Annotated in this window: 11 protein-coding genes and 1 pseudogene; 6 read left to right on the top strand and 6 right to left on the bottom strand. The window is 58.6% G+C overall.

Annotated features, from left to right (window positions below; genetic code table 11):
* The first annotated feature begins 79 nt into the window (after positions 1-79).
* Both QFZ91_RS03960 and QFZ91_RS03955 read left to right on the top strand, forming a co-directional pair.
* Positions 80-886 carry a hypothetical protein gene (locus QFZ91_RS03960; RefSeq protein ID WP_368599549.1) on the top strand — a complete coding sequence of 269 codons (807 nt, stop codon included), beginning with the start codon at positions 80-82 and terminating at the stop codon, positions 884-886.
* 202 nt (positions 887-1,088) lie between these two features.
* Positions 1,089-1,775, top strand: a complete 687-nt coding sequence (locus QFZ91_RS03955) for an AAA family ATPase (RefSeq protein ID WP_429566315.1) — start codon at positions 1,089-1,091, stop codon at positions 1,773-1,775.
* A gap of 266 nt (positions 1,776-2,041) precedes the next feature.
* Here the strand turns inward: QFZ91_RS03955 and QFZ91_RS03950 are convergent, their stop codons facing one another.
* The 5 genes from QFZ91_RS03950 to QFZ91_RS03930 all read right to left on the bottom strand — a co-directional run bounded on the left by QFZ91_RS03950 (position 2,042) and on the right by QFZ91_RS03930 (position 4,934).
* On the bottom strand, positions 2,042-2,779 hold the full coding sequence (locus QFZ91_RS03950) for an LrgB family protein (protein ID WP_368717980.1): 738 nt from the start codon (positions 2,777-2,779) through the stop codon (positions 2,042-2,044).
* 31 nt (positions 2,780-2,810) lie between these two features.
* Complete coding sequence (locus QFZ91_RS03945; protein ID WP_429566314.1) at positions 2,811-3,284, bottom strand: CidA/LrgA family protein; 474 nt, start codon at positions 3,282-3,284, stop codon at positions 2,811-2,813.
* Positions 3,285-3,422: 138 nt separating this feature from the next.
* Positions 3,423-3,833: a DUF4148 domain-containing protein gene (locus QFZ91_RS03940; protein WP_429566313.1), complete on the bottom strand. Its 411-nt coding sequence runs from the start codon at positions 3,831-3,833 to the stop codon at positions 3,423-3,425.
* A gap of 21 nt (positions 3,834-3,854) precedes the next feature.
* Positions 3,855-4,061 carry a hypothetical protein gene (locus QFZ91_RS03935; RefSeq protein WP_176105280.1) on the bottom strand — a complete coding sequence of 69 codons (207 nt, stop codon included), beginning with the start codon at positions 4,059-4,061 and terminating at the stop codon, positions 3,855-3,857.
* 561 nt (positions 4,062-4,622) lie between these two features.
* Complete coding sequence (locus tag QFZ91_RS03930; protein ID WP_176105279.1) at positions 4,623-4,934, bottom strand: DUF4148 domain-containing protein; 312 nt, start codon at positions 4,932-4,934, stop codon at positions 4,623-4,625.
* A gap of 602 nt (positions 4,935-5,536) precedes the next feature.
* Here QFZ91_RS03930 and QFZ91_RS03925 point away from each other — a divergent pair.
* Positions 5,537-9,478: an ATP-binding protein gene (locus tag QFZ91_RS03925; RefSeq protein WP_429566312.1), complete on the top strand. Its 3,942-nt coding sequence runs from the start codon at positions 5,537-5,539 to the stop codon at positions 9,476-9,478.
* Positions 9,479-9,499: 21 nt separating this feature from the next.
* Here the strand turns inward: QFZ91_RS03925 and QFZ91_RS03920 are convergent, their stop codons facing one another.
* Positions 9,500-10,201: a LuxR C-terminal-related transcriptional regulator gene (locus tag QFZ91_RS03920; protein ID WP_176383165.1), complete on the bottom strand. Its 702-nt coding sequence runs from the start codon at positions 10,199-10,201 to the stop codon at positions 9,500-9,502.
* An 849-nt stretch (positions 10,202-11,050) separates the two neighbouring features.
* On the opposite strand from QFZ91_RS03920, the gene QFZ91_RS03915 reads away from it, so the two are divergent.
* From QFZ91_RS03915 to QFZ91_RS03905, 3 genes and pseudogenes are all read left to right on the top strand, one after another.
* Positions 11,051-11,728: an alpha/beta hydrolase family protein gene (locus QFZ91_RS03915; protein WP_429566311.1), complete on the top strand. Its 678-nt coding sequence runs from the start codon at positions 11,051-11,053 to the stop codon at positions 11,726-11,728.
* A gap of 220 nt (positions 11,729-11,948) precedes the next feature.
* Positions 11,949-12,122 (top strand): annotated as a pseudogene (locus QFZ91_RS03910) (ExbD/TolR family protein); the annotation flags it as partial.
* Positions 12,123-12,161: 39 nt separating this feature from the next.
* Positions 12,162-13,253 carry an ABC transporter substrate-binding protein gene (locus QFZ91_RS03905; RefSeq protein ID WP_429566310.1) on the top strand — a complete coding sequence of 364 codons (1,092 nt, stop codon included), beginning with the start codon at positions 12,162-12,164 and terminating at the stop codon, positions 13,251-13,253.
* The last annotated feature ends 5 nt before the right edge of the window (positions 13,254-13,258 follow it).

The raw sequence follows: 13,258 nt of genomic DNA, 5'->3' as shown, positions 1-13,258 counted from the left end.
TTGGCCGCTCAGATTGATGCGGTCGAGTTTCCCATGTAAGGCTTTGCGATAGACTGCCTTGATCCTGGAGGGGTTTGTCGTGGCTGATCTCAAAACCGTGCTGGTCCGTTCGAACGTCGCTTGCACCCTTGTGTGCATGTCGCTCCTGGCGCACGCCGGGATGTCGGCAGACTCAGCCACTGTTCCCAATGCGATTGAGCCTGAAACTTCCGCCTCTGCAGATGTCCTGTCCACTCGGCCTTTCGTCGGCGACGACCCGGTTGCCATCAGGGACGCTTTGGCGGGCCAGAGATTCAATGCCGACTCGCTTTCGTTGAGCGATCGCATCAGGAACCTGATCCACGTCCCTGTCCCTAAGGCGCCAAGCGAGCTCGACTCGCCGAAAGCCAGTCTCGAGCGCGACCTTGCTTTCGTCGTACCTGCGCCCTACGGAATACGATATCAGTCAAAGACGCACCTGTTGACGGTAGACGTAGATCTATCCGACGACAACAAGCCGGGAGCGATCCTACTCAAGAAAACCATTACCGGACAACGCGGTCGAGGGCTGGTGGTGGCGCCAGAGGCGAAGGCTAAGGGGTACATCCAACATATCGATCTGATTGTGCTCAAGTCCGGTGAACGGACCAAAACCAGGGTTCACGGACGCGTGACACTCTCGCAGGCGGCGTTCGACGAAGCGAATGGAGACTTCGCGATTGTGCTGATGTGCAGCATGGCGCCGCCTTACCTGACCGATCGACGCGAACATAGTGATCCCAGCAATGACGAGCCCACCGACATCACGACAAGAACCTCGACCCTTTACACCGACATTCACGCCATCTGGTTGGTGAGCCCGCAGCGGGGTATCGTGCTATCGAAGAAGCTGCGTCTGTCGAAGTAAAGAGCCATGGATTGTTTTTCGACATAACCTCTCTCAAGGTGTCGGTTTCGAATCAGACAGAGGAGGCCGCGGCTTCTGAGTGTAAAGCGGTGACCCTTTGCAACGGTTAATAGACGGCGGGCAACGCGTCGCTACACCCTCTCTCGTTCGAACGTGATCGGAGTCAGACTGATCAAATATCCGAAATCGACCCTCCGGTCAGATGACCTTCTCCAAACCGGTCAGTCAAATGAATTCAGTTTTTGCGAACCGGAGTGCCAATAAGCGGCCATTGGCAACTTCACCCGATCGGCCATGGCCACTGGAGATCGCGGCAGCAATCCGCGACAATCAGCAAATATTCGAAAACCAGGGAGCACGAAAAATGTTGATTGTTTTCGGTGGATTACCGGGCACCGGAAAGACAACCGTAGGGCAAACACTCGCTCGCAAACTCGCCGCAGCTTATCTGCGTATTGATACGTTGGAACAGGCGTTTCTCGCTTCTGGGGTCGGCGGGAAGGATGTTGGACCTGCCGGTTATCTCGCCGGCTACGCAGTTGCGAAAGACAATTTGCGCCTCGGGTTGACCGTCGTCGCGGACTCGGTGAATCCGTTGCATATCACGCGTAGTCACTGGAGAGGTGTGGCGCTCGAAGCAGGTGCACGCGTCTTCGAGATAGAGTTGATTTGTTCTGATACCACTGTGCACCGTCTGAGAGTCGAGGGGCGACGGGCAGATATCTCTGGCCACAACCTGCCGACATGGAAGAGCGTGCTTGAGCGCCGATATGACGCATGGGAATCAGAGCATCTTGTAGTCGACACAGCTACCGTTTCTGTTGAGCAGGCCGTCGAAACTATCACTCGTCACGTGTCGACATCAACTCCACAAACTGGGACGCTTTAGCCGTTCGAAGGCATTCGTTTCTTTCGGACAATGCGTCTGGGTGGACGCTGTTCGAGTGATAATTCCGAGCAGGTCGGCGTGGATTTTTGTACCGTACGCTCCTCGTATGGTCGCGCTTGTGCATCTGCCATCTGTCTAGCGACGCAGGTCAGCGATAGCGTGGCCAGTGCCACTGCCGCCACTGCCTTGAGCGCCCGTCCCCCGGACGGGCCACACGCCGCCCGGTAACGATAGGAACGCGGGCGCATGCCAAAATCCGCGGTTCGTCAAATCAACCAACCGCTCAGGATGGGCAGGAGCACTGGGAGGACAAACGCCGACATAGTGCCGTTCATCGCCATGCCCAGTCCCGAGTAGGCGCCTGCTTCTTCGCTGATCTGAAACGCCCTGGCAGTACCTATGCCGTGGGAAGCAACACCCATTGCAAAGCCGCGCACGTCGTCACGCCGCACACCAACGGTATCCAGGACCACGTTGCTCAGCGTCGCACCGGTAATGCCGGTCAGGATGACGATCGCCGCGGTGAGCGAGGGCAAACCACCAATTTTTGCCGAGATCAGCATTGCTACGGCCGTAGTGACCGACTTCGGAGCGACCGACGCGACCGTCACGAACGGACAATGTAGCCAGACACATATCGCAATCGCAGAGGCAACAGCCGTGGCCGAACCGGCGATCAGCCCGCCAAGCAGCGGCACAAGCGCTCGTCTGAGTCTGGGCATCTGATGGTGTAGCGGAATAGCCAATGCAATGACCGACGGGCCCAGTAGAAAGTGAATCAGTTTCGCGCCCGCGAAATATGCGCTGTAGGAGGTGCCTGTCAAATACAGTATCGCGATCATGAGCAACACGGAGATCGCTACCGGGTTGGCCAGGGGATTCTTCCGCGCCAGAGTGTGAAGGCGGCAGGCAACGATGTAGACGCCGACGGTTGCCGTGAGCGCCGGCAGAGGCGACGCGCCCACGATCGCATTGACAGACACGGACAGTTCACCGATTGACATGGCCCCTCCTGCTTGCGGCGGCAGAATCTGCCTAAGCGCGTGGCGCCGTCGCAGCCTTGTGTTGTGATTGCTTTCTGTCGAGCCTCGTCAGCAACATGCCTGTCACTAGCGCAGCAATCGCCATCGAAAGAATCGTGCTGGTAACGATGGCAAGGGCGAGTGCGGACAGTTGGCCTTTCAGCTGCGGCGCGAAGACCATGACGCCCACACCGGCGGGTACAAAAAACAGTGAAAGGTGATTCAACAGTCCGCGAGAGACCTGCTCGACGGCAGGCACGACAGAGGGTTTGGCCGAGAGCAGGCAAAGCAATAGCACCATGCCAAGCACGGGTCCGGGAACAGGAGCTCGCGTGACATAGGCGATTAACTCGCCGAGACACTGAAACCCAAGGAGGATTGCAAACGATCGCGCGACCCCACTATCTGGCGTCGACGCCTTTGGTGCAGCAGATACGCCGCTCTGCGTCGGTGCCGCCGGGCTGGTTTCTCTGGTGCTCATGTCCATGGACTGTCCTCATTTTGCGGACCGTTCAAGGCCAAATCGAGCTGGTAGCTGTCGTACTCTGTACAGCCATGACGCCCCGACGATCCAGAGGCACGTTACCCGGATCGTCGGCGCGGTGTCGGACGGCCCCATCAGCGGTCAATTACCGAAGAAAAGGTTGCAGTAACTTGCGGGACCAACGCACGAAGACGGCGAGGGCTTCGACACATGCTGGGCACTGCTGGAAGCGGAGGTGCCAACGGTCGTGCCGCCAACGTCATTGCTGCCCGCCTGCTGGCTTGCCTGTGCAGTGGCGTTGGCCGTCGCGCCGCCAACGTCACTTTCGGCCGCCTGCTGGCTGTCCTGTGCAGCGATCTTCGCTTCGGCGGCCTGAATGTCCGCGGGATACTGGGCATCGAGCGCGTTGGCCGGGTTATAGCCATTCTGCTCAAGCTGCAGAATCTCCGCCTTGACCTGCGCGCGCGTGACCGGCTGCTCCGATTGTGCGAAAGACGCGATCGGCGCGACGATCGCGGCCGCAAGCCCTACTGCCTGCAAAAGCAACTTCATGATGCACCTCCACACAGTTGTTTATCCGGTACTGCGGCGATGCGGGTGCGCATCGACGATGACCAGAAAATCAAGAACGTCCTTTATCAGGACAGGCCCCGGCTCGGCGTTACGGACGAAAAGCGGGTCTGGCGGCCAGTCGTGTGCCAGACTGACGTAATTCGCCAGACCGACTCCCAGCAACACTGCGACGAGAGTGAGCGCAACTACGGGTTTGAACTTGCGCATGCGACCTCCTCACGTAAGCACGATCACCATTCCCGGCCGCAGCGTGCTTCGGAAACATCTGGTCAGCGTGCCAGTTTTCTCGAAGTGTGCTGTCTTGGGCGCATCAACCTCCTCGATACATGGGATCGATGGAGTCGCCCCCGGGAACGCGTTTGCCGGACTGCGACGGGGTCGGCATGCCGCCGTTGACGCCGCCATTACTCTTGTGAACCACGCTGGCGTGGTGCAACGGCATCGTTTTACCGCTTTGCGTTGCTGTCGCTGCGCTGCCGGAGCGACAAGGTACGTACGCGCCTGCGAAAGCAGGTGCAGCCAGCGATGCTGAGCATGCGACCAAAAGGTACGCGACAGTTTTCGCAACTGCGTGGTAAGGCGACTTCATGATGGCCCCCTCATAGTGGTCTATCCGGCACTGCGGCAATACGGGTGCCGACAGACGATAGACGGAAGACGACGGCAAAAAATGAACAACGTGCGTCACGAGGACAAGTCCCAGAGCGGCGCTAAGGACGAAAACGACCCGCAGCGGCGGTATCGTCACGGCAGGCCGTTCACCACGCGTCATTGACCGTCCGGATTAACCACCATCGGATGTTGGCCAGAACCGGATTGCGACGAGCCGCCCAGCGGCGCCCCATATCCCGACGTATCCTGGCCATTTGCGCGCTGCGCGGCCACGCGCGCTTCGGCAGCCTGAATATCCGCGGGATATTGGGCATCGTTTTTGGCAGCAGGGTTATAGCCATTCTGTTCGAGCTGTAGCAACTCTGCCTTGACCTGGTCACGCGTGACCGGCTGATCCGATTGCGCGAAAGACGCCATCGGCGCGGCGATTGCGCCCGCCAGTGCAACTGCCTGGATAAGCCACTTCATGATGCACCCCCTCATGGTTGTCCATCCGGCACTGCGGCAACACGGGCGCCCGTACGCACTGCGTTTTCCGCGCCGGCCGGTTATGGAGACGTACTCACAATAGGCACTCGACAGGAGAAGAAGGCGGCCCAGTTGTGCGGTCATCAACGCCCTCCTTGTGTCAAATTATGTTGCGTTATTTCGCCGTGAAACCGTGTCAGTTGTAATTACGTCGATAGTTTGATGTTCGGTATTAAATGTTCCTTTTGCTGGAGAATAAATGTTCGGTGTCGTTTTACGATTGTTCGGCATGATGCCGTTGTCAGAGTAAGGAGCGTGCCCGGTTACGGAAGTAGTTCGACGCGGCATACATGGAGCGACCAATATCGCAACTGGCGAGCCGGGCTTGCTGGTACTGCGGGCGGTTGGAACCACCTGCGTGGATCACGAACATTTGTTCGGCCTAAAACAGCACACTTGTCATCGACTTGCTGGCGGACTGCTAGCACAATAGTCTGTAGCTGCTCCTGACTCCCGCCCGGAGGCCTGTTATGGCGTCCTGTTCTCGAACATCAAGTGATTCTGCCGCGAGCGAAGATGTCAGGGCCAGAACACCAGTGGGCGTGAGTGAAACGATTCAGGAAATCGCGCGCCGCAGGTTCGCTGAATTCAGAAGATTTTTTGTCGGACCGGTTGCCGTTGCAGCACTCAGTGCTGAACAGAATCTCCTCGTCAAACACAAGTTATTGCAATCGCTGTCCCGCCGGTCGGTATATTGGATCGCGCTTTTGTTGGTCGTAAGCCCGTTCTGGTTCATAGTTGGAGCCTGGACCAAAACGTCGGATATCTATCCATGGTTCCGTGTCGTCTGGATCATGGGACTCTGGGGGCTGGCGGCTCCTTTCGCAGCATATTTACTGAAAAAAACAATGATGCTCCCGAAGCACGCCGGCGTCAGCGCGGTCGGGCAGCTACATTGGGCATGGGCTGCATTGGTCATGCTGACATCGTTCTGGTGGGCTGCGGCCAGCTTTGGGCTAATACCACCCACCTACGTGATCGGCGTGATCGTCCATAGCCACCACTTCAGATTTGCCAGGTATGGCTTCATGGAACTGACTATGATCGGCCAGGCAATTACGTTGCTGCTGCTCGCACCCAGTTTTCGTGCGGCTTTAGGTGCACTGCTGGTCGGCACGATCCCATTCGCATTTGACATGGCACCGGGGTTTTTTATTCACCGGCCGGGAATGTTTGACTGGTATACGGCTCAACTAATTGGCTATTGCGTTGTCGCCTGGTACATCTGCAACGATCAGCAACTCATATGTGTAAAAGAGGTTGTTCTCGAGGAAGCGCGAGCTCAGGCGGTAGCCGCAATGCTGGAAAAGAACCAGTTTATGGCTGCCATAAGCCATGACTTGCGCCAGCCGCTCACCACGCTCGGCCTGAAGTTAGGTTTTATCGAGCGATGCGTTAAATCGACCAGCCTGGCCGTAGACGTCTCAATTGCGCAAAGGCAGGTGGCTGCGATGGAAGGGATGATTAACGGGGCACTGGATATTTGCCGCCTCGAGTCCCGCACCTGGAATGTGGAAATTCAGGAGGTAGCGCTGACTTCCCTTTTACGCGGCATAGTTGCGGACATGCAGCCGGTGGCTGAGGCGAAGGGGCTGAAGTTAAGATTCCATAGTCGCCCCTATCTGGTCCGCACCGATCGGCATGCGTTGGACCGGATCGTCCGAAATATGGTGATCAATGCGGTCCGTTACACGCCTTCCGGGCAGGGAGGAAAGAACGGACATGTTCTGGTGAGTTGCCAGAGACGTGGCACCTGCGTAAGGATAAGTGTCTGGGACAACGGGATCGGTATCCCTGAAGATAGACAGGCGGATATCTTCAAAAGCTATGTCCAGGTTGCCAATCCCGAGAGGAATCGCGATAAAGGGTTCGGACTGGGTCTGGCCATTGTCCAGGGGCTCGCGAACCTTCTTGGTCACAAACTGGATGTGAACTCGGCACCCGGGCGGGGATCGCGTTTTTCCGTGACGGTCCCCTTCGTGGAACGCATACCGCCGGAGTTGCTCGGCGAGGTTCAAACGGTTGAAGACGGCGAAGCGGACCTGACCGATATGGTCGTGGCGGTCATCGAAGACAACAGCGACCTGAGAATCGAAATATCGATGCGCCTGATCGAGCATGGCTGCTACGTCGTGGCGGGGGAATCATCATCCGACGTCATCGAACAGTTGCGCATTGAAGCGCTGGCAAGTGGTCCTCACTTCATCCTCTCGGACTACCGGCTGGAAAACGAGGACGGTATTGCTGCGATTCTGGCGGTCCGCGCTGCTATCGACGCTTCGATCCCGGCGATCCTGTGGTCGGGGGACACCTCGTCAGCTGTGCTCAAAAAAGTCGCCGCCAGCGGCATGAAGCTTTTGTCGAAACCGGTTTCCGAACAGACCTTATTGACCTTACTTGCAGAATATAAGCCAAAAAAATTGACCGATGACGGGAGAAAGAGAGGGCAGGCAAACACGAAGCCAGCACAACGGAGCGACGCTGCACCTGATTGCCGGCCTGTTATGGCTTCCTGTACTCGAACACCACGTGATTCTGACGCGAGCGAAACGCCGCCCCGGCCCAGAACATCACGGTTAGCGGATGAAAAGGTCCACTCAACCGGGCGCCGCAGATTCGCCGATTTTGTGAATCTTTTTGTGGGACCTGTTGCAGCACTCAGTGCTGAGCAGAATCTCTGCGTCAAACGCGAGTTATTGCAATCGCTGTCTCGGCGAGCGCTATGTTGGACCGCGCTGGTTTCGGTCGGAGCCTCGCTGCTGTGCGTGTATGGCTCGTGGATCAAAACGTCGGATAGCTATCTTTGGTTCCGCGTCGTCTGGCCCCTGGGACTGTGGGGGGTGGCGACTCCCATGGCAGCATACTTACTGAAAAAGACCATGGCGCTCCCGAAGCACGCTGGCGTCAGCGCGGTCGAGCAGCTACATTGGGCATGGGCTGCATTGGTCACGCTGACATCGTTCTGGTGGGCAGCGGGTAGCTTTGGGCTAACCCCACCCGATTTCATCTCGCCCCAAGCTCGCTACGTCAAATTGGCCAGTTCTGGCTTCCTTGAGTACACGCTAATCAGCCATACATTTACCTTGCTGCTGCTCGCCCCCAGTCTTCGCGCGAATTTGGGTTCATTCGTGCTCGGCGCTATCCCGTTCGGATTTAGCCTTGGCCCCCCCCTGTTTATTCACCGGCCATTTATGCTGGTCTTTTATACGGCTCAACTAGTTGGCTATTGTTTACTCGCGTTTTTTGTTTTTTACAATGAGAAACACGCATATGTTAAAGAGATTATTCTCGATGAGGCGCGAGAGCGGGCTGAAGCGGCGAAGGAGGAGAAGAGCCTGCTTGTCGCTGCGATAAGTCATGACTTGCGCCAGCCGCTCACCACGCTCGGCCTGAAGTTAAGTTTCATTGAGCGGAGCATTGAAGCAACCAGGATGGTCGATGACGTCTCAATTGCGCAAAGGCAGGTGGATACGATGGAAGGGATGATTAACGGGGCACTGGATATCTGCCGCCTCGAGTCCCGCACCTGGAATGTGGAAATTCAGGAGGTAGCGCTGACTTCCCTTTTACGCGGCATAGTTGCGGATATGCAGCCGCTGGCTGAGGCGAAGGGGCTGAGGTTACGACTCCATAGTCGCCCCTATCTGGTCCGTACGGATCGGCATGCGTTGGACCGGATCGTCCGAAATATGGTGATCAATGCGGTCCGTTACACGCCTTCCGGGCAGGGAGGAAAGAACGGACATGTTCTGGTGAGTTGCCAGAGGCGTGGCACCTGCGTAAGGATAAGTGTCTGGGACAACGGGATCGGTATCCCTGAAGATAGACAGGCGGATATCTTCAAAAGCTATGTCCAGGTTGCCAATCCCGAGAGGAATCGCGATAAAGGGTTCGGACTGGGTCTGGCCATTGTCCAGGGGCTCGCGAACCTTCTTGGTCACAAACTGGATGTGAACTCGGCACCCGGGCGGGGATCGCGTTTTTCCGTGACGGTCCCCTTCGTGGAACGCATACCGCCGGAGTTGCTCGGCGAGGTTCAAACGGTTGAAGACGGCGAAGCGGACCTGACCGATATGGTCGTGGCGGTCATCGAAGACAACAGCGACCTGAGAATCGAAATATCGATGCGCCTGATCGAGCATGGCTGCTACGTCGTGGCGGGGGAATCATCATCCGACGTCATCGGGCAGTTGCGCATTGAAGCGCTGGCAAGTGGTCCGCACTTCATCCTCTCAGACTACCGGCTGGAAAACGAGGACGGTATTGCTGCAATTGCGGCGGTCCGCGCTGCTACCGACGCTTCGATCCCGGCGATCCTGTGGTCGGGGGACACCTCGTCAGCTGTGCTCAAAAAAGTCGCCGCCAGCGGCATGAAGCTTTTGTCGAAACCGGTTTCCGAACAGACCTTATTGACCTTACTTGCAAAACATAAGCCCCAGGAAAATCGGCCAAAGGCGGGTGCTAGTGTTCGCAGCGCAACATAAATCGCGGTATAGCAGAGATCTTCATGACGGTCCCTTGTCTGGCCCGCTTCCACCACCCAACTCGGCATTGACTCTAAGTGCCGCTTCTACGCGGTTTCTGACTCGAAGTTTGTCGTAGATAACACAGGATACCTGTCTGACATGTCCTTCGGTGACGTTAAGCTCTCTAGCGATCTGTTTCCCCGAGAGGCCACGTGCAATGCAACGCCCTACGTCCCACTCTCGAGGAGAAAGCCCAAGATGGTGCTCATTCCGGCTAGCTGAGGGCGCTTGTGTCGAGCGGGCAAAGCGGAGCAGGACTTCTTCCGGAATCCAGAGTTCACCTCCCAGGATCCTGCTCAGTCCAATGAACATTTTTTTGTGCGCGCCTCCTTTCAACAGGATTCCCCGAGCGGCGTAGTCACGCATGCACATGCGCAAAATTTCAACTTCCTGATCGTTCCCGGGAGTGAGTCCTGTGCAGACGACCACGGGAACTTTAGATGGATTTCCGGCCTGGAAATGCTCAAGTGTCGCGGCGCCACGGTTCTCATCGTCCAGATTAAGATCCAGGAATACCAGATCGGGGGGAGGTGCCTTGTTGACTTCTTCAAGCGCGCGGGCAAGCGTAAAGACGGGCGTGACGTCGATTGGGGTTGCGCTCAGCTCCGAAGCGTGTGTTTGTAAATATTCGGAAAGGGCGACGCACAGAAGTTCGTGGTCATCGACCCACAGGATTTTCATGGTCGCTTCTCCTCTTCAGACGTCCGAGAAAAGCAATCGATCGCCGCTACGTTTGTCCGCAGCACTACTCTGACGCCGCGGCGGAATTTCATGCGCTTCTCCGTTTGGGGAAAATCGGCGTAGGTAAGTCGTATTGCGCTGCTCGACCTGGGACGTGCATCCCTGCAAGGACAATGCGCTGGTTTTACAGCGTCCGCGATCGCGAATGACATCATCGCAAAACGCCCAAGGGTGAAGCGGTCTTGCGAAGTATAGGCTCGCGAAACTATGCCAGCGATGATGCTTTGCACCATTCTTGCCTTTGGCGTGTCAGTACTGACTTGGGGCGCGTCATGCTGCCTGAGCAACCGAGGCTGGCCGGTGTGGTTCGGGACTGCCGCGACGTACCGCTAACTAGCTCGAAGAACAAGACGCGTAGGCGCGGGCATTGCCATACCATCCGCTACGCCGCGGCACCCCCGTGTGCACCGGTAACGCATTTTCTACATCATGTGGTGAACGGCAGACAGCGACTGGTCGGCTAGCGTCGATCCGGCCCACATCCGATATGGGTCAATTCGCTGACGAAGCGCGGGGCTTAGAATGGTCGTTGAATGACTGGACTGGCATCAGCAGCCATGCTGATGCTGCTCGATTCGCACGGCGCGAATCCTGCGGCCCACAGGTCGGGACTGCGGTCGTCAACCGACACATCGCGACTGCGGCGCCGTTCACGATGGGCGCGCGCTCCATGGATCGGCCGGCAAGCTCCGCCTGCGCAATGCCTTGCCGGAGGCCGCCACGAACGCTCCGCGATGCCTCATTGATACAGAATCGGTGCTAAGGCCACAACGACACGACCTGAATACGATGGACGACCCAGAATCGCTTTCCATGGCACTGCCCGACGGCACTAAGGTCTCTGCGCTCCTCCGGGTGCCGGAGGACGCGCGAGCCCTGTATGTCTTCGCGCACGGTGCCGGGGCGGGCATGCAGCACGCCGGCATGTCGTCATTGGCCGACGCGCTTGCGGCGGCCAATGTCGCCACATTGCGCTACCAGTTTCCGTACATGGAGCGGGGCTCCAAGCGGGTGGACTCGCCGGCCGTGGCACATGCTGCTGTGCGGGCAGCCGTCGCAGAGGCCAGCCGGCGGCTGCCAGCCCTGCCGCTCTTCGCGGGCGGCAGGTCGTTCGGCGGCCGCATGACGTCCCAGGCCCAGGCCATCTCCCCGCTCGACGGCGTGCGTGGCCTCGCTTTCGTCGCGTTCCCGCTGCACCCGGCGGGCGCGCCCGGCATGGAGCGGGCACGGCACCTGGCGGACGTCACGGTGCCGATGCTCTTCCTGCAGGGCACGCGCGACAAGCTGGCCGAGCTTCACCTGCTGAGGTCGGTAGTCGAGATGCTGGGGCCACGCGCCACGCTGCATGTGGTGGACGACGCAGATCATTCGTTCCACGTGCGCGCGTCCTCCGGTCGGACCGACGCGGAGGTCGTGCTCGAACTGGCACGGACGATGTCGGCGTGGTTCTTCGCCGAAGGAGAGTAGGTGCCCGTTACCTGAGCAAGCGCAGGAATGCTTGTAGCAGGGTCGGGACGGCGAGCCGGCGAATTCGCCGTGCTGCACTCCTCAATCCCTTCGCTGTCCGCAGATGGTCTGTCGCATAGCCACGATAAGCGACGCCTGTCGCGTCAGCGACGTTTAGCCAGTGCCGAGTGAGTGAATTTGTCAGATCCGCCTGCGGTGATCCGTCTCCGGAGGGCAAGTCGATCTGCGCCTCATCGGCACGGAACTGACCGCGCTGAAGGCCCGCGATCCGGATGTCGCGCTGAATCTGCAGGCCGACGAAGGAGTGCCCTACGGCACCGTCGCAAAGCTGATGGCGGCAATCGAACATGCCGGCATCACGCGGCTTTCCGTGCTGACGACGAACAACGGTTGAGCATCGCCGCGCTCCCGCCAAACCTGAATGGAACAACTCATGAGCACCCCGGTTTCAGACAACATCCAGTCGATCTGGTACACCCGTTGCCCGGTGCCCACGCCGCTCGGCATCGCTGCGCATCTCGGCTGGCTCGACGACGAATTCGCACGCGACGGCATCACCGTCCGGTCGTTGCAGGAGGCGCAGCATGCCGCGCTGCGCGCTTCGCATGTCGAACACACCCTCGACAATTCGTTTCGCCAGGGCGGCAGCATTCCTGCGTTGTGGGCGCGTTCGGCGGGTGCCGACACGCGTGTCATTGCCTTGACCTGGGTCGACGAAGCACAAGCGATCGTGGCGCTACCCGACTCCGGCATTCGCACGGCCAGAGACCTGCGCGGCCGGCGCATCGGCTTGCCAAAGCGCGCAGGCGAGCGCATCGACATCTTTCGCGCAGCGGCGTTGCGCGGCTTTCTCAGCGTGCTCGAACTCGAAGGTCTGACGGTGCAGGACGTCGAACTCGTCGATGTCGCGGCGACCGGTCTGCGTGAGCCTGCGGGGGCCGGCGCGCTGCCAGCCGCTTCGTTCAGCAATCCCGGCAGCGTTAGCAGCCGCCGTCTGTATTCCGCTGAGATCGCGGCGCTGGTGCGCGGCGAAGTCGACGCAATCTATGTGAAGGGATCGCTCGGTCTGGAAAGCGCGTACCTGATCGGCGCCCGGATAGTGGTCGATATCGGCTTTCATCCTGAACCGAAGGTGCGCATCAACAACGGCTCGCCGCGTCCGCTGACCGTCAATGCGACTACCCTCGAGAGGCATCCGGAGATCGTCGGCCGCTTTCTCGCACGCGTGATCGACGTGGATGGCTGGGCACGCGAACACAAGCAGGAGGTGCTCGGCTATCTCGGCCGTGAGACCGGTTCCGGTGATGACTGGTTGCGTCTCGGTTATGGCGACGACGTGCATCGACGTTTGCGCACGGATCTGGATGAAGCGTCGGTTGCCGCGCTCGACGACTTCAAACGCTTTCTTGTCGACTACGACTTTCTGCCCAACGACTTCGACATTCACGCATGGGTCGATCCGCGAGCGCTGGCGCAATCACATCGATTTACCACCGTGCCCGAGCGCGTTTCCCGCCCAACTTGAGAGGA

The sequence above is a fragment of the Paraburkholderia sp. JPY419 genome (assembly GCF_050435705.1).
In the GTDB taxonomy this organism is placed as follows: Bacteria; Pseudomonadota; Gammaproteobacteria; order Burkholderiales; family Burkholderiaceae; genus Paraburkholderia; species Paraburkholderia youngii.
Note: the sequence above shows the minus strand (reverse complement) of the source record. Positions and strands in the feature narration are given on the sequence as shown.

Bases quoted from the DNA above. Each gene is read 5' to 3' on its own strand.
- QFZ91_RS03915 (WP_429566311.1), top strand. From the start codon at position 11,051: ATGGACGACCCAGAATCGCTTTCCATGGCACTGCCCGACGGCACTAAG.
- QFZ91_RS03920 (WP_176383165.1), bottom strand. From the start codon at position 10,201: ATGAAAATCCTGTGGGTCGATGACCACGAACTTCTGTGCGTCGCCCTT.
- QFZ91_RS03905 (WP_429566310.1), top strand. From the start codon at position 12,162: ATGAGCACCCCGGTTTCAGACAACATCCAGTCGATCTGGTACACCCGT.
- QFZ91_RS03950 (WP_368717980.1), bottom strand. From the start codon at position 2,779: ATGTCAATCGGTGAACTGTCCGTGTCTGTCAATGCGATCGTGGGCGCG.
- QFZ91_RS03945 (WP_429566314.1), bottom strand. From the start codon at position 3,284: ATGGACATGAGCACCAGAGAAACCAGCCCGGCGGCACCGACGCAGAGC.
- QFZ91_RS03935 (WP_176105280.1), bottom strand. From the start codon at position 4,061: ATGCGCAAGTTCAAACCCGTAGTTGCGCTCACTCTCGTCGCAGTGTTG.
- QFZ91_RS03930 (WP_176105279.1), bottom strand. From the start codon at position 4,934: ATGAAGTGGCTTATCCAGGCAGTTGCACTGGCGGGCGCAATCGCCGCG.
- QFZ91_RS03940 (WP_429566313.1), bottom strand. From the start codon at position 3,833: ATGAAGTTGCTTTTGCAGGCAGTAGGGCTTGCGGCCGCGATCGTCGCG.
- QFZ91_RS03955 (WP_429566315.1), top strand. From the start codon at position 1,089: ATGACCTTCTCCAAACCGGTCAGTCAAATGAATTCAGTTTTTGCGAAC.